Raw genomic sequence first — 15,714 nt, forward strand, 5'->3', positions numbered from 1 at the left:
AAATACTTTTCCCTTTTTCCCGAATCACAGCGAAAATTCTAATGACTATCTGGATCTTCTGGGAAACGAATAATATCATCTTCCCCTAGATATTCTCCATTTTGAACTTCAATCATAACTAGGGGAATAACTCCCGGATTTTCCACCCGATGCGGTGTAGAAGCAGGAACATAAGTAGACTGTTTTTGCATTAGCAGAGTTTCTTTTCCATTACAAAGAACTCTAGCTGTACCGGAAACTACAATCCAGTGTTCGCTGCGGTGATAGTGCATCTGAGTGCTAATATGATGACCTGCTTTAAGTTCAATGCGATTAATCCTGTAGCGATCGGTTTCTTCCAAAAGTGTAACAGTTCCCCAAGGTCGAATTCGCGTAGTCATAGGTTCAGAAGTCGAAGACAGAGTAGCAACTTGCTCATTTTGTTGGTTATCATTTATGGTCGTCATAGCTAATTCCTCATACAAGGATTTGTAATTTGTTTTATAGCCATATTTTAAGTTGGATACACCAGAAGATGACAGGGTGCAGCAAAATTTTGGATAAAATAACACATTTGCGGCATTTACATTAATGTTTAGTGGCAACAGAAAATGTATCGATTCTTAACTGTATTATCTCAAACTCTAGTTTCTGCCGTTGTGGTGACGGGGCTATGGATATCAGCTAGCAAAACCAGCCTTGCCCAAAATCCCACAGATAATATTAATGTATCTCAAGTTACGAATAGCATTACGCCACAACTTTTAATTAACCAACGTGCCATAACTGTAATTGGTCAAGGTCAAGAGAGTGCCCCCGCAGATACCGCCCGCTTGGAATTTCGCTTTGCTTCCCGCAATCCTTTGGGTAACGCACAAAGAAGTACTCCTTCACTTACTGAAGGTACAGTTTCTCCAGTTGAAGAACCTTTAAAACCTGTGGTTGATGCTTTACTTGCCATCAATGTTCCAGCTAATAATATTGAAATTCAAACTAGTTCTTTAGAAAATCCTAAGTTATTCGTAAAAATCTCGAAACCGACTCGCGAAAGAATGCAAGAAGTCGTAAAAACAGCGAATTTAGCAACAGAAACTAGTGGCAAATTATTTATTCAAGGTATTAGTGCTGAATATTCCGTAAACAACTGTCTACCATTAGAACGTAATGCACGCCGCAACGCTATCAGAGATGCAGAAACTCAGGTGCGAAGTGTGGCATTAGAAATGAATTTGCAATTAGGAGAATTGCTGTTAGTCACAGTTTATCCGATCGTTAGTCCCCCGTCTGTTTCCGCTTGCGGCACAAAACAAGCTGTTCCCCTTTCGCCTTTTTCTAACATTAATCAAAGTACTCCCCCTTATGATCCATCTGCGCTTCCAGAAGTACAAGTAAGAAGTCAAGTTAGCGTTACTTACGCGATTAAATAACGCCATTGAAATGTAGAGACGTTGTATACAACGTCTCTATAAGCCTAAAATAATCAAATACCTCTTGGCAGTAGAGAGTTAATGAAGTTAAATTTGGATAGTCGAAGCTGATAGTAACGATATCCTAGTTCGTTGTGAGGGCTTTAGTCCTTCTTTGTGGCAAGGAAACGACTGAAGTCGTTACAACAAACTTGATATATCTTAACAATCAACTAAATTACTGCAAAATTATGACTTACACAACTGAATCTGGAAGTTTTATTAGAGATTTAGATCAACTCGCCAAAGCTCGTTATGATTTTGCTCAATCTTTAAGTAAAATATCTGCTACTCTCAAAACATCGGAAACTGTAGGAGAAACGGCTTCGGGCGGATTAGGTTTAGCTAAAGATATAGAAGACATTGATTTAGCCAGAAAAAACATTCAAAAAGGTGTATTTCGGCTGTTAGTTTTGGGTGACATGAAACGGGGAAAAAGCACTTTTCTCAATGCTTTAATTGGTGAGAATTTGTTACCTAGTGATGTCAATCCTTGTACGGCTGTGTTGACAGTTTTGCGTTATGGCTCCCAAAAGAAGGTAACAGTTTATTTTAAAGATGACCAACCAGCCAAACAACTAGATTTTACCACTTTTAAACAAGAATATACCATTGATCCTGATGATGCTAAAAAATTAGAAGCGGAGAAAAAATTAGCTTTTCCTGATGTTGATTATGCGGTTGTAGAATATCCTTTACCTTTGTTAGAAAAAGGAATTGAAATTGTTGATAGTCCGGGGTTAAATGATACAGAAGCATTGAACAAATTATCTCTTAGTTACATCAATAATTGCCACGCAATTCTATTTGTATTTAGAGCCGATCAACCTTGCACTTTGGCAGAACGGCGTTACTTAGAAAATTATATCAAAGGTCGGGGTTTAACCGTTTTCTTTTTAATTAATGCTTGGGATGAAATCTCGAAGGGATTAATTGATCCTGATGATACTGAAGCAACAGAAGCGGCTGAAGAAAAGGTGCGGCAAGTATTTAAGAATTATTTGGCTGAATATTGTCAGGTGGAAGGGTTTGATATTTATGATGAAAGAGTGTTTGAAATTTACTCTTTAAAAGCTTTGCGAAAACGGGTAAAAAACTCGGAGGATGCTTTAGAAGGAACGGGATTTCCAGAGTTTATTGCTGCTTTGAATACGTTTTTAACTAGGGAAAGAGCGATCGCAGAATTGCGCCAAACTAAAACCTTAGCCCGTCTAATTTACAATCATATACATGAGGCAGTGGAAAGGCGAATTCCTTTGTTAGGACAAGATGTTGAAGAGTTGAAAAGGCGGATTAATTCAGTTGAACCTGAGTTTAAGGAATTGATGGAAATTCGCGATCGCTTCCAGGCTGATATTATCAATATGAGAGATAGTAAGGCAAGAGCGATCGCTGATTCTTTCCGTTCTTACATTTTGAATTTAGGCAACAGCTTTGAAACAGATTTCTTACAATATCAACCAACAATGGGATTTCTAGATTCTTTAAGTCAAGACAGAAGGGAAGAATTTAATGCTGCTTGTAAACGAGCATTTGAACAGTACATAAAAGACAAAATTTCCGCTTGGGAACTAACTGCTGAACGAGAAATACATGATGGCTTTGCTATCTTATCTAGAAGTGCAGCTGAGTATGGTTCAGCATATACCAAAGTAGCCAATACAATCAGCGAAAAATTAACCGGAAACGTATTTGCCGGACAAAACTTAGGTTATGAAAACGACTCTCCCACCTGGGCAAGTTGGGCAATGGGATTTTTCTCATTAATCACAGGTAACGTCGCTGGTATAGCCTTAGCTGGTGCTGGTTTTGACTGGAAAAACATTTTAGTAAACTGGCTAGCTGCAATTGGAATTAGTAGCTTTTTGCTAATTTTTACTGGCACATTTTTAGGCCCGATTGGAATTGCTTTAATTGGTTTAGGAATAGGTGCTTTACAAGCTGATCAAGCCCGGAAAGAATTTATTAAAGCCACCAAAAAAGAGTTTGTCAAATATCTTCCCCAACTAGCACAAGAACAATGGGAACCGATTCATCAAGCCGTTAAAGACTGTTTCAATAGCTATGAACAAGAAGTCAACAAACGGATCAATGAAGATATCAAATCTCGGCAAGCAGAATTAGATAATTTACTCAGACAAAAGGAATCACAAGAAATTAATTACCATGCTGAATCAAATCGTCTGAGATCTCTAGACACGGAAATTTTATCCGAATATCACAACTTGGAATCAGTTTATGAAGGCTTAACTTCCTATTATGCGTGATATCCTGGGAATAGAAATTACACTTGCCTCTGTTACATTTATTGGTGCCACGAAATGAGTAACAAAATTGAAACTGACCGTTTTCTTAACGATTTAGAAAAAGTTGTCCAAGCACGCAGCGAAGTAGCTAAAGCCTTCAACTGCATGACTGAAACTCTGGAAAAAGCCGAAATGGAAGGCAAAAAATCTTCTGGGGCACTTGGTTTAGAAAGAGAAATAGAAGATGTCAAAATAGCTGGTGAAAACTACCAAAAAGGTGTATTTCGTCTCCTAGTTTTAGGCGATATGAAACGAGGAAAAAGTACTTTTTTAAATGCCTTAATAGGCGAGAATTTGTTACCCAGTGATGTTAATCCCTGTACAGCAGTGTTAACGCTACTTCGTTATGGCCCAGAAAAGAAAGTAACGGTTTATTTTAAAGATGGAAAAAGTCCAAAAGAGTTGGATTTTAAGAGTTTTAAGCAAGATTATACGATCGATCCCGCCGAAGCAAAAAGACTGGAACAAGAAAAGAAACAAGCTTTTCCCGACGTTGATTATGCCATAGTTGAATACCCCTTACCTTTGTTAGAAAAAGGTGTAGAAATTGTTGACAGTCCAGGGTTAAATGATACAGAAGCAAGAAACGAATTATCGCTGGGTTATATCAATAATTGTCATGCAATTTTGTTTGTTTTAAGAGCATCCCAACCTTGCACTCTTGGCGAACGTCGCTATTTAGAAAATTATATCAAAGATCGGGGTTTAAGCGTGTTCTTTTTAATTAATGCTTGGGATCAAGTTCGAGAAAGTTTAATTGACCCAGATGATTTAGAAGAATTGCAAGAGTCTGAAGATAGATTGCGGCGAGTTTTTCAGGCTAACTTAGGCGAATATTGTGTAATCGATGGTCAAAATGTTTATGAAGAAAGAGTATTTGAAATATCGGCAATTAAGGCATTAAGAAAACGTTTAAAACAGCCTTTAGCTTCTCTAGAAGGTACAGGTTTTCCCGAATTTATGGGCGCACTCAACACATTTTTAACCAAAGAAAGGGCTCTTTCCGAATTGCGACAAGCGAGAACTTTGGCGCGTCAAACTACTACCCGCGTGCAAGAAGCTGTGTCAATACGAATTCCCTTGTTAGAACAAGATGTTCAACAGTTGAAAGAAAAGATTAGTTCCGTTGAACCAGAGTTTAAAAAATTGACGCATATCCGCGATCAATTTAAGCAAGAAATTCAAAATGTGGGGGATAGTAAAGCGAAAGCGATCGCAGATTCTTTTCGGTCTTATGTGCTAAACTTAGGTAATACTTTTGAATCAGACTTTACACGCTATCAACCCGATTTAAAATTCATGGATTTTTTGAGTAAAAGCCGCAGAGAAGCCTTTGAAGCTGCACTCAAACAAGCATTCGAGCAATACATTAATGACAAACTCTCTGCCTGGAGTCTGACTGCGGAAAAAGAAATGGATAGCGCATTTCTATTATTAGCTAAAAGCGCAGAAAATTACGGTGCTTCTTATAGCAAAATCACCAATACAATTACTGAAAAATTAACCGGAAAAAAAGTACAGACAGGAAGCAATTCATTACCAGAAGATAACTCTCCTGCTTGGGCAAAATGGGCAATGGGGTTATTTTCCTTAGCTAGCGGCAATTTTGCAGGTGTGGCAATGGCGGGTGCAGGATTTGATTGGAAAAATATCCTGTTAAACTTAATTACCGTGTTTGGTATTAGCACCATTATTGGTAGTGTAACTGGCATTATTTTAAGGCCATTATACCTAGCTTTATTAGGGATGGGTATAGGAGTTTTGCAAGCAGATCAAGCAAGAAAAGAATTAGTAAAAGCTGCGAAAAAAGAGTTAGTAAAACATCTCCCGCAAGTAGCGCAAGAACAATGGCAACCAATTCACGATGCTGTCAAAGAATGCTTTAATGTTTATGATAAGGAAGTTAGCGATCGCATCAACGATGACATCAACTCCCGCAAAGCCGAACTAGATAATTTACTCAAACAAAAAGAATCCTACGAAATTAATCGCGACAACGAACTAAAACGACTCAAAACAATTGAATCCGATGTCTATTCCAACTTCCAAAAAATCGATTCCGTCTACGATAATTTTCTGCAAGCTGTTGCTTAAATAACTGTTTACTCCCCGCCAGGGGAGTTAAAAATATCTAATCATCGGCAAAAATTCCGGGTACTAATATGGAACAACCAAACGAATATCAAAACCTAGTAAATAATCTACAAACCGCATTAGCATTACTCGAAGTAGACAAAAACACCCAGCTTTATCAAGATACCATCTCCGTCTGCAATCATCTATCTAAACCAGGATTTCAAATAGCCGTTTTTGGCCCATTTAATTACGGGAAATCAACCTTAATTAATGCCATTCTCGGCAATCGTACCCTACCAATTGATATTATACCCACAACAGGTGCAGCGATTTCCGTCAAATACGGCGAGGAATTAAAAACTAAAATTACCTTTAAAGGTGGCAGGCAAATAAATCAAACTGGCACAGAAATTCTTAAAGAATTTGCTATTTTAGATGGCGACAGAAGAATGCGAGAAGATGTCGCCTCAGTGCAGGTTTTTTGTCCTCATCCACTCCTGAAAAATAACGTTGAATTCCTCGACTTACCAGGAACAAATGACAGAGAAGCACAAGATAAATTAGTTCGTGACAAATTGCTAACAGCAGATTTAATTATCCAAGTTTTAGATGCTCGTCAATTAATGACTTTAACCGAACGAGAAAAACTGCATGATTGGTTAATTGATAGAGGCATTAAAAGCATAGTTTTTGTAGTTAACTTCCTCAACTTATTAGAACCAGAAGACCAAAAAGAAGTTTACAAACGCCTACGATTTGTAGCAGAAAGTTTTCGTGCAGATCTACCTTCAAACATCAGTAACCTTTACCGAGTTGATGCACTTCCCGCTTTAAGATCGAGATTAAAAGGCGATGTTGCAGCTGCACAAAGTAGCGGTTTAGTGATGTTTGAATCTGCTTTGCAAAGTATTTTGGCAGCAAAACAGGAAAAAATGGCAGATATTCGTTTACCCCGTGTCGTAACAATTGCCACTCAAATCAAACAATCCTTGCAAGCAAAAGCACAAAGCATCGTCAGTGAATTAAAAACCCTGGAAAATAAACACAACGGCAAAATTGAAATTCAACAAAAAGCCGAAAAACTAATTAAACAAGGTTTTATCACTAGCGTTTTAGAATTACGCAATTGGCTAGAGGAACAAACACTTTTATATCGCTATCAATCCGAAGCTACTGCTGCACTACAACAAGGTCAATTTAGCAATTGGGAAAGAAACTTTTTGCAACCAAAATTGGTTGAATTACAAGAATCAATTATCAAATGGGTAACGCAAGCTAGCGAATTTTTCAATCGTCCTCAACCCGAAACTCTCGCAATTTCACTTCCGCCTCACCCCCAAGTAAATTTGCCAAATAAACCGACAAATTCTGACAGTTTGGCTGACACTGCTTCCGTAGGTGTAGCCACTGGTTTAGGTTGGGTTTTAGGTGGGCCAGTGGGTGCCGCTGTTGTTGGTAGCGCCGCTTATATTTTGAATCAAAACCTTTCCAAAGGAAAGCAAGAAACTACCGAAGTAGCTTATCGCAATCAACTATTACAGCTATATACTGATGCTGCTAAAGATTATTTAATTCGCTTTAGTAAATCATCCCTTGAGCAGTTATTAAATTATCAAGAAAAAGCCGAAAAAATTATTAATTTTCAAATGCCGGAACCGCCTTTAGATGTTACTACTAAGCGATCGCAAATAACTTTGTTAAATGGTTTTGTGGAAAATATCGATCGCGAATTAGACTCACTAAAAACTTTGTAGGGTGCGTCAGATAGTTAACTTAATTATCTCATAAATAACTTTTTTGCTCTGACGCACCTTACGAAATGGGCGATCGCTTCCTACAAAAGCAGCTTTACGTTATAATTAATCTATCCATAGCCCAAATTAGGATAATAATAAAATTAAAAAACTTTGAAGGATAAAAATGCTGACAAAAAAGCTTGATATTCAGCAAAGTTCCATCAGCATCATAGATTTACTAGCCTTAGTACAGGATGATACAGAAATCGTTTTAACTGATGGAGATGTGCCTTTAGCTAAAGTGACTCCTATCGTAAGAATTCAGGAAAATATTGCACCTAAAGCTGGATTAAATTTAGGTGCAATGGTAATGAGTGATGATTTTGATGAGCCTTTACCCGATGAATTTTGGTTGCAATGAAGTTGCTGTTAGATACTCATACTTTTATTTGGTGGGATAGCGATCCAGCCAAACTGTCAAAAAAAGCGCTGGATTTGTTGTTAAATCAAGACAATACTCGCTTGGTAAGTGTTGTGACTCTCTGGGAAATCCAAATTAAAACCCAGTTGGGGAAATTAACTTTAAATCAGCCTTTAGCAAAAATCATTAACACTCAGCAGAAAAATCGGATAGAGTTTATCGGGGTTAAAGTTAATCATATTCTAGAGTTGGAGCAATTACCCTTATATCATAAAGATCCTTTCGATCGCTTATTAATTGCACAAGCGAAGGCAGAAAATGCTATTTTAGTTAGTCGAGATCCGGTGTTTTCTAATTACGCTATAAAAATTGAATGGTAAGCGTTATCCAGTGCGATCGCACTAACTAACCTCTCTTCCAACCAGATTTAACAGCGCATTTGTCGGGTGAAAAGTGCGTTGGCGTAGCCTGTCGTAGGCGTATCGATCGCATCAAATCAAAAAACTTTGTAGGGTGCGTCAGATAGTTAACTTAATTATCTCATCAATAACTTTTTTGCTCTGACGCACCTTACGAGATGGGCGATCGCATAAAACAAACACACATCATCCAAACTCTACCAAAAAACGCTATCCTTTTAAACATGAGTCTTAAGAGCATAACTTATGCAAATCACCCTCGAACTTCCCAATGATATCGCCGATAAACTACAACTGCAACGCACCAACATTTCCCGCAGAGTTTTAGAACTGATTGCAGCCGATTACTATCGTCAAGGTAGAATTGGAGCAGCCGAAGTTCACCGAATGCTGAACTTTTCTTCCCGATGGGAAACATATCAATTCTTGAAACAGGAACAAGCTTACTTACCCTACACTGAAGAAGATTTAGCAGAAGATATTCAAACGATTAATAACTTACGACGATCGCACCCCACCAACTCCAGCAACCAAGCCCACCTAGTTTAAAAAATGCTACAATCTGCCAATGGGTAAATTAAGTAAATTAATTGAATACCTTCTTTCCCGTCCTCCTGAAGCCAGATTTGAAGAGATTAGTTATGTTTTAGAAGCGTTCGGTTATCAGGAAGTGAGATCGCGGCGAAGTCATCATTCCTTTGAGAACGAACAAGGAGAAGTTATTATTATCCCTAAAAAAGGCGGTAAAAAAGTTAAACGAACTTATATTGAATAAACGATTAGATTACTAGATTTAGAAAATTGGAAAGATGAAAACTAATTCTCAACTAGAAAATCAACCTTTAGAATATTATCTTTCTTTAAAATATCCGATGTCTATTTACCCAGAAGATGATGGAGGATATACAGTAATTATTCCCGATCTTCCAGGTTGTATGAGTCAGGGAGAAACTTTAGAGGAAGCGTTAGAAAATATTAATGAAGCGAGAGAGTTATGGATAGAAACTGTTTATGAGAGTGGGAAAAAGCCGATTCCTTTACCTTCTAAACGAATTGCGATCTAAAAAGAGCGATCGCATTTCGGAAATCAATACCACCTGTTATGATGAAATTAATTAACTTGGCTATTTGAGGAAATACTATAATGCAAGCTTTTGAAGTGATGGGAACAATTGATGAAAAAGGTCAAATAATTTTAGATCACAATTTAAATATTACTACACCAAGTCGGGTTAAAGTGATTGTTTTATTAACTAATGAATCTGAATTTGAATCCGATCCTGATGATACCCCTGTTGCAGAAATTAAAGCAAGTTTAAGACGCTCTTTACAACAAGTAAAAACCGGAGAAACGCGACCTATTTCTGAATTATGGAATAGAATAGATGACTAATAATTTCAATCAAATTTCAGTAAGATTTGCTAACGAATTTGAAAATGAGTTGTATCGGTTATCAAAGAAATATCGCCATATTCGTGCTGATGTTGAACCGATAATAGCGGAAATCCAGAAAGGTAATTTTGTGGGAGATCGCTTATCGGGATTTGGTGCAGATTATTTCGTTTATAAAGTTAGAGCTAAAAATAGTAATATTCAAAAAGGTAAAAGTGCAGGGTATAGGTTAATTTATTTGGTTGAATCAGAAACCCATGTTGTACTGCTGGCGATTTACAGTAAATCAGAACGAGAAGATATTACAACCAATGAAATTAATTCTATTTTGGCTGAGTTTTATGGGGATTAGTAATCGATCGCATCAAATCAAAAAACTTTGTAGGGTGCGTCAGATAGTTAACTTGATTATCTCATCAATAACTTTTTTGGTTTGACGGAAAGTATGAGATGGGCGATCGTACATGACAAACACAAATTATCCAAAAAAGTTAAACCTCAAGAAATCTCTAAAGAAAGCGAGGTAGGTTAGCGTAAAAATAACAAATAACTTTAATTTCAAAATCGCCGATCGCCCACAAGAAAATCAAACGAGACTAAATCAAAGCTACGGTCTCAATATTGCCCCAATTGCATCAATCCAATCAGCATTTCCCTTATATACTTCTCTGTAAGTTTGCAAAATTTGAGCGGGGTTATATCTTCTACTACCAGATCTATTTCCAGGGCGAATTAGTTGATTAATTCGTTCGTGAATCCCACCACTACCCATCCTTCTGCTGTGTTGTTCTCTTGTGAGGAGTACGGCAGGCATATCATTTCCATTCATCCCAAATAATCTAGCAAAACGTCTCTCTATCAGATGGTGAGCCTGAACATCTTGCCCTTGTAATTCTCGTTGTAGCCAAGCTCGTCGTTGTGGATGATTTGCCAGCGCACTGTAAGGGCCAATAATACTACCTCTGTTGGAGCGATAAATACCCTTTTCTTCATCCAGCCATTGACCTCTACTGCTTCTAGGTACTCTTCCTACCCATACTGGCAAGCCTCCGCGAGGTCTTCTAGCTAAAAGAATTTCTGAGTCTGAAAGTAAGCGCGATTCTGGATTCCTTGTATCTGTGGTAGTACTAAATTTAGCTGCTTGTGTTTCGCTATTAAATAATAGGCACGAAGCTGCTAAAAGGATTAATGTAGTTGAACAAAATAGAGACTTTTTCATCATTTCCTCTCAAGAAAATTTGACTTCAACTATGATTTCTCGGCGTGGCTGACCACCTGCTTCAACAATTAGTTCAACATTACCTTGTCCACCGCGACCAGGTTGAATTAACTCATAGCGAGAAGTAACTTCACCTAAGACTGTGCGATAGTTTTGCAAACAAACATTTCGGTTTCCAGTACCATCAGGGAAAGTATCTCCTTCCCAGCTACACCAATCATCAAATTGAGAAAGCACGGGTAACAGTGAATCTGCAACCTGATTAGGAGAAAGTCCCTGTTTGGCTAGCACTTGAGTAGCAATATGAATGCCTGTCATTGTAGGGCCAGTAATTTTAGCGGTGCTAGTTTCACCTTGATACTTTTGAACAAAGCCAAAACCCACATTTGGCCCCCATTTATCTTGTCTTTCTTGCCCCCAAAAAATGCTGGTTTGAGCGCGTGCAAGTTCCGTTTTGTTTTCTCTGAATTGACGTTCAACGAAATCCCGGTCAGCTAGTTGAATTGCCAAAAGTTCTTCTTCAGAAGGGCCAAATGCGTCGGATAATGCGCCTCGAATAATTCTGCCAGCAGCAAAGCGCAATAAGCCACCAAAAACAGCACGGGATGTTAATGCTCTAAGAATAAAGCCGATGATAAATGCTTCTGCTGGTTTAGGGAAGAATATACCAGAAGTAGTTACCACGGAAGCACCACCCAAAATAGCTAACTGAGTAAATTTACGTCTGCTGATGCTCATAATTACTGTCTGCGGCCTGGTGATGAGGAAATAGGCTCAAGTAAGGCTTGGACAAATGAAATTCTTGTACCTTCACTATCGTTATTGCTCGGAATTTCTATGGCAACACTACTGATTTTGCTGACATCCAATAATAGAAGGGATTTTTCACCTACAGATAGCGATCTAGAAGCGGCTAAATTTCCATCAAGATAAACGTTTATATCTACTGGTTTGTTGGCCTTTTCATCATCGGATATACCAAAAGCTAGACGGAGAGTTTTAAACCTTGCTTGCGATCCAGCAGGTCTAATCCTACAGGTAATTAATGGACTCCATGTGTCATAGGCATAAGAAATTTCGGTAAATGCTTGCCTACCTATAGAGATATCCCTCTGACTGCTGTCCATACCCTGCCGCCGAACGCAGCCAGTTGAAAATAGAGAAGTAGTGCGCTGTTGTCCTTGCGCTACTTGCCAATCCGATCCCGCAAAAACCAGGCAGATTGTGCTAATTGCGGCAAATTTACGAATAAGTTTCATTTTTTCCTTGGTATCTAGCGCTTGTCGTGTTTTACTTAACAAAGTAGAACTTTATCCCATCGGTAAAATGCCATTTGTCTTATACTAAATCCCTTGTGCTAAACGCTACCAACTGAAAAAAAACAGTTTTTATGGGATTTTTATAACAAAGTTTTAAGTCAAAACCAGAAAAAACCTGATTTTCTCGATTTATAATAAGCTATGATTCCTAAAACCCTTATCCTACCTAGCCTCCATGACTATTACAGAAGTTTTACAATTTGTAGATCGAATAGTCGAGAAACAAACAGGAGAGCACCTAGACGACCTACACAAAACTGTTATTCAAGGACTTTGGCAAGGTAAAACTTATAATCAAATAGCAGATGAATCTGGGTATGATAAAAACTATGTTGGAGATGTTAGCCGTAAGTTATTTAAAATTTTATCTGAACAACTAAACGAAGATATTAATAAATATAATTTTTGTTGGACGCTAGAAAGAGTTATAAATTCTCAATTTGTTGGTTTAGTAAACACTAAGATTAATTGGTGTCCCTTTCATCCTCAACCAGATGCAAATCCACCTATCAATCAGGAAGAGAAAACGACCAAAAAGACAAGATATCAAGATTTAACCCTAGCACCGAAAATCACACATTTCTACGATCGCACACCCCAACTCCAAACCCTCTCCCACTGGATAACCACACAAAACCCCCGCCTCATCTCAATTTTAGGACTAAGTGGAATTGGTAAAACCACCCTAGTTAAACAATTCATTGACTCAAACCTACAACAATTCGATCTAATCATCTGGAAAAGTATCAAACTCTCCCCTTCCTTAGACAACATTATTACTGATATTTTCACACTTATTAACTACGAACCTATTCAAACCGAAAATAAATTAACTCAACTATTAAACCTTTTACGCCAGCAAAGATGTTTAATTATCCTTGACGACGTGCAAGAGTTATTTACCAGCGGACAATTTGCCGGACAATACAAAACAGAAACCAAAAATTATAAAACCTTCCTGTCAAAAATCACAGAACTCGAACATCAAAGCACCGTAATCTTAATCAGTCAAGAACAATGCCAAGAAATGACTTGCTTAGACGAAGAACTATATCCTGTTAAGTGCTTAGAATTACCAGGATTAGACGATACCGAAATTCTCAAAGCTTTGGGTTTAAAAGATGAGGAAAGCTGGTCAAAGCTGATTGAATTATATGAAGGTAATCCCGCTTATTTAAAAGATATTGCTAATTTAATTAAAATTATTTTCTTTGGCAAAGCCGATGAATTTGTCAGAGAAGAGACTTTACACTTAACAGAAGATATGAAATTTCGGTTTAATGAATTATTTGAACGATTAACCCCAGTAGAACAACAGATTCTTTTAGAATTAAGTAAATTTAATCAACCGACATCAAGAGAAGAATTAAGACAAAGTTTATCCTTGTCGTCAACGGATTTGATTAATGGGTTACTGTCTTTAAATCAGCGTTATTTGCTCAAAAAAATAGAAGGCGAAGAGATTTTGTTTAATTTATCTCCGATTTTTCGGGAATATGTGATAAATTATGGTTATTTGGCATCGATTATGCTGTAGGGACACGGCTTCATTAAAATTTTCAGCTACACCAATATATTTATGATGCCGTGTCCCTACCCTAATTTTGCTTTCCTTAATTCATAAATATCTGAACTAATATCCTCTTCCTCGACAGTCAAAAATTCATGCAATTCTTCTATAGAAATCGGAGCATTATAAACATTAGTTTCTGTTTGATAAACATCTTGCAAAGTCTCTATAGCCTCTTTAAGCTTACTAATAGAATCTTCTGGATTACTTCCCTGTCCTACTAATCCGTTTTCTAAACACAAAGCCACCCAATAACCTGCACTTTGTCTGAGTACCACTGTGTAAAATTGCATTGTTTTACCTGTTAATAAATCGGGTTTACTATGATAGCAAAATCGACCAATTTTATCAAAATCATGAATTACGCACTAATACTAAATATGATATTAAATATGGTGGAATGGTTCGTTACACTGGCGTTAACGCACCCTACGAATAGTTAGATTGTGCGTTACACTGGCGTTAACGCACCCTACGGATAGAAGCTTTGCGTAAGTCCTGAAACTATTCATAGCGATCGCTACTTTTCCCCCATCTTTTCTCTTAATTGTTGCACAAAAACTTGATGCTCCTCCGAACTAATTCCCCCTTGCAGAACTGTCAAAACTTGTGGCATATTTCCTTGCAACATTGCCGCTATATCTAACCACAACCCCGGAAATATTTCTGAGCAAATTACACCTTGTTCATTCGGCATCAACGAAACATAATCACCATCTTGTAAACTAAACCAATCAATTTTTTGTTCAAATACTTGCCAAACAATATATTCCTGTACCCCATTGCGTCGATAAGCACGCTTTTTATCCCTTAGATCGATCGCCGCACTACTAGCAGCAATTTCTATTACCAATTCTGGTGCTCCTTCCAAATATCCATCTTCACTCAAAGTCGAATTTCCGCCACTTTCTTGACTAATTAATAACACACCATCTGGTTGCGGTTCATTGTCAATATCCAAACGTACCGTTGGTTCAATTCCCATTTCTACCTGTGGTGTCGCCGCTTCATATACTCCTAACCAAGTGATTAAGCGTCCGTGTGGTTTGGCATGAGGTTTAAAACGTAACGGTGATGCCATGTAAACAACTCCTTCAATTAATTCGGCTTTTTTTACTTCTGACATAGCATGGTAACGGCGCTCAAATTCAGGACGAGTTAAGCGATCGCCATTTGACAACGGTGGCAATTTTTGAGAATCTCTTACTTGAGAAATCATCGATTTAGGCAATGAAGAAGTCATCTTAGTAGCCTCAATTTTACACTGGATTCTGGCAAGCTTTCTTACCCTACAACTATTCTAGTTCCTTACTCAATCTTAGTTATCCGATCGCCAAATTAGAAAAAACCAACTTGCAAAGTTTCTTCTAAAGTAAAAGGTGATTCTTTCGGAAAAAAGTTTAACTTAATTGCTGTTTCATCCGCTGCTTTCAGACGAGCTTTTTGATAACAATCATCAAACACTTCTGAAATTAGAGGTTTTAAGCTGGGACTATCTTCTAGTAATCCCTCAATACAAATACGCTGTTCGCTGATAGTACTACGCCAACTTTCACTACGTTTTTCCGGCTGATATTGCCATTTTAGCAAGTGCATTAAAAGCACAATTAAACGACTTTTCAGTTCTCGCTTTTCACTTCTGCCCATACTTTCAATTTCTTCTATTAAATTAGTCAAATCTACTTCATCAAATTTGCCTTCCTTTAACTGTTGAGCAGTAGTTTCTATCCAGAGATAAAAGTCTTGTTCGTAGAGACTGTTTGGAGTTGCGATCGATCGCTCTATCATACTTTAACCTCCTTTTCTTCTT

General features: G+C 37.7%; 20 protein-coding genes. 13 read left to right on the forward strand and 7 right to left on the reverse strand.

All coding sequences use genetic code 11. From position 1 onward, the window contains the following. Nucleotides 1–38 precede the first annotated feature (38 nt). Nucleotides 39–380 (reverse strand): phosphomannose isomerase type II C-terminal cupin domain, encoded by a 342-nt coding sequence (locus tag ACE1CC_RS16660; RefSeq protein ID WP_459563860.1) that lies wholly within the window; start codon nucleotides 378–380, stop codon nucleotides 39–41. Nucleotides 381–590: 210 nt separating this feature from the next. On the opposite strand from ACE1CC_RS16660, the gene ACE1CC_RS16665 reads away from it, so the two are divergent. From ACE1CC_RS16665 to ACE1CC_RS16715, 11 genes are all read left to right on the forward strand, one after another. Further along, complete coding sequence (locus tag ACE1CC_RS16665; protein ID WP_413271557.1) at nucleotides 591–1,406, forward strand: SIMPL domain-containing protein; 816 nt, start codon at nucleotides 591–593, stop codon at nucleotides 1,404–1,406. Nucleotides 1,407–1,636: 230 nt separating this feature from the next. Continuing rightward, nucleotides 1,637–3,712 carry a dynamin family protein gene (locus tag ACE1CC_RS16670; protein WP_413271558.1) on the forward strand — a complete coding sequence of 692 codons (2,076 nt, stop codon included), beginning with the start codon at nucleotides 1,637–1,639 and terminating at the stop codon, nucleotides 3,710–3,712. Nucleotides 3,713–3,766: 54 nt separating this feature from the next. Continuing rightward, complete coding sequence (locus ACE1CC_RS16675) at nucleotides 3,767–5,845, forward strand: dynamin family protein (protein ID WP_413271559.1); 2,079 nt, start codon at nucleotides 3,767–3,769, stop codon at nucleotides 5,843–5,845. A gap of 68 nt (nucleotides 5,846–5,913) precedes the next feature. Next, the gene (locus ACE1CC_RS16680; RefSeq protein ID WP_413271560.1) at nucleotides 5,914–7,581 is read left to right on the forward strand and encodes a dynamin family protein; all 1,668 of its coding nucleotides are present in this window, start codon (nucleotides 5,914–5,916) and stop codon (nucleotides 7,579–7,581) included. Nucleotides 7,582–7,747: 166 nt separating this feature from the next. Next, nucleotides 7,748–7,984, forward strand: a complete 237-nt coding sequence (locus tag ACE1CC_RS16685) for a toxin-antitoxin (TA) system antitoxin (RefSeq protein ID WP_413271561.1) — start codon at nucleotides 7,748–7,750, stop codon at nucleotides 7,982–7,984. Further along, entirely contained in the window at nucleotides 7,981–8,364 is a 384-nt protein-coding gene (locus ACE1CC_RS16690) for a type II toxin-antitoxin system VapC family toxin (protein WP_413271562.1), read from the forward strand. The genes ACE1CC_RS16685 and ACE1CC_RS16690 overlap by 4 nt, the downstream gene beginning before the upstream one ends. A gap of 285 nt (nucleotides 8,365–8,649) precedes the next feature. Then, nucleotides 8,650–8,952 carry a UPF0175 family protein gene (locus tag ACE1CC_RS16695; RefSeq protein WP_413271563.1) on the forward strand — a complete coding sequence of 101 codons (303 nt, stop codon included), beginning with the start codon at nucleotides 8,650–8,652 and terminating at the stop codon, nucleotides 8,950–8,952. 19 nt (nucleotides 8,953–8,971) lie between these two features. Next, the gene (locus ACE1CC_RS16700; protein WP_413271564.1) at nucleotides 8,972–9,178 is read left to right on the forward strand and encodes a type II toxin-antitoxin system HicA family toxin; all 207 of its coding nucleotides are present in this window, start codon (nucleotides 8,972–8,974) and stop codon (nucleotides 9,176–9,178) included. Nucleotides 9,179–9,212: 34 nt separating this feature from the next. After that, complete coding sequence (locus tag ACE1CC_RS16705) at nucleotides 9,213–9,467, forward strand: type II toxin-antitoxin system HicB family antitoxin (protein ID WP_413271565.1); 255 nt, start codon at nucleotides 9,213–9,215, stop codon at nucleotides 9,465–9,467. Nucleotides 9,468–9,547: 80 nt separating this feature from the next. Then, on the forward strand, nucleotides 9,548–9,796 hold the full coding sequence (locus ACE1CC_RS16710; protein ID WP_413256409.1) for a type II toxin-antitoxin system RelN family antitoxin: 249 nt from the start codon (nucleotides 9,548–9,550) through the stop codon (nucleotides 9,794–9,796). Continuing rightward, complete coding sequence (locus ACE1CC_RS16715; protein WP_413256408.1) at nucleotides 9,789–10,148, forward strand: type II toxin-antitoxin system RelE/ParE family toxin; 360 nt, start codon at nucleotides 9,789–9,791, stop codon at nucleotides 10,146–10,148. The genes ACE1CC_RS16710 and ACE1CC_RS16715 overlap by 8 nt, the downstream gene beginning before the upstream one ends. A 255-nt stretch (nucleotides 10,149–10,403) precedes the next feature. Here ACE1CC_RS16715 and ACE1CC_RS16720 read toward each other — a convergent pair whose 3' ends face one another. The 3 genes from ACE1CC_RS16720 to ACE1CC_RS16730 are packed head-to-tail and all read right to left on the reverse strand — an operon-like array spanning nucleotide 10,404 to nucleotide 12,274. After that, nucleotides 10,404–11,018: a hypothetical protein gene (locus ACE1CC_RS16720; protein ID WP_413271566.1), complete on the reverse strand. Its 615-nt coding sequence runs from the start codon at nucleotides 11,016–11,018 to the stop codon at nucleotides 10,404–10,406. Between the two features lie 6 nt (nucleotides 11,019–11,024). Further along, nucleotides 11,025–11,753 carry a Tat pathway signal protein gene (locus tag ACE1CC_RS16725; protein ID WP_413271567.1) on the reverse strand — a complete coding sequence of 243 codons (729 nt, stop codon included), beginning with the start codon at nucleotides 11,751–11,753 and terminating at the stop codon, nucleotides 11,025–11,027. Nucleotides 11,754–11,755: 2 nt separating this feature from the next. Beyond that, entirely contained in the window at nucleotides 11,756–12,274 is a 519-nt protein-coding gene (locus ACE1CC_RS16730) for a hypothetical protein (RefSeq protein ID WP_413271568.1), read from the reverse strand. A gap of 235 nt (nucleotides 12,275–12,509) precedes the next feature. Here ACE1CC_RS16730 and ACE1CC_RS16735 point away from each other — a divergent pair, with 235 nt between their 5' ends. Next, a complete protein-coding gene (locus ACE1CC_RS16735) occupies nucleotides 12,510–13,871 on the forward strand; it encodes an NB-ARC domain-containing protein (protein ID WP_413271569.1) in 1,362 nt (453 codons plus the stop codon). 56 nt (nucleotides 13,872–13,927) lie between these two features. Here ACE1CC_RS16735 and ACE1CC_RS16740 read toward each other — a convergent pair whose 3' ends face one another. Continuing rightward, the gene (locus ACE1CC_RS16740) at nucleotides 13,928–14,197 is read right to left on the reverse strand and encodes a hypothetical protein (protein WP_413271570.1); all 270 of its coding nucleotides are present in this window, start codon (nucleotides 14,195–14,197) and stop codon (nucleotides 13,928–13,930) included. Between ACE1CC_RS16740 and ACE1CC_RS16745 the strand changes: the two genes are divergently transcribed. Beyond that, nucleotides 14,197–14,343, forward strand: coding sequence for a hypothetical protein (locus ACE1CC_RS16745; protein WP_413271571.1), 147 nt, complete (start codon nucleotides 14,197–14,199; stop codon nucleotides 14,341–14,343). The genes ACE1CC_RS16740 and ACE1CC_RS16745 overlap by 1 nt on opposite strands. 81 nt (nucleotides 14,344–14,424) lie before the next feature. On the opposite strand, the gene ACE1CC_RS16750 is transcribed toward ACE1CC_RS16745, so the two are convergent. Then, a complete protein-coding gene (locus ACE1CC_RS16750; RefSeq protein ID WP_413271572.1) occupies nucleotides 14,425–15,147 on the reverse strand; it encodes a Uma2 family endonuclease in 723 nt (240 codons plus the stop codon). Nucleotides 15,148–15,242: 95 nt separating this feature from the next. Next, nucleotides 15,243–15,692, reverse strand: a complete 450-nt coding sequence (locus ACE1CC_RS16755; protein ID WP_413271573.1) for a DUF29 domain-containing protein — start codon at nucleotides 15,690–15,692, stop codon at nucleotides 15,243–15,245. Nucleotides 15,693–15,714 lie beyond the last annotated feature (22 nt).

Origin of the sequence: Floridaenema aerugineum BLCC-F46 (assembly GCF_041929345.1) — a bacterium.
In the GTDB taxonomy this organism is placed as follows: domain Bacteria; phylum Cyanobacteriota; class Cyanobacteriia; order Cyanobacteriales; family Aerosakkonemataceae; genus Floridanema; species Floridanema aerugineum.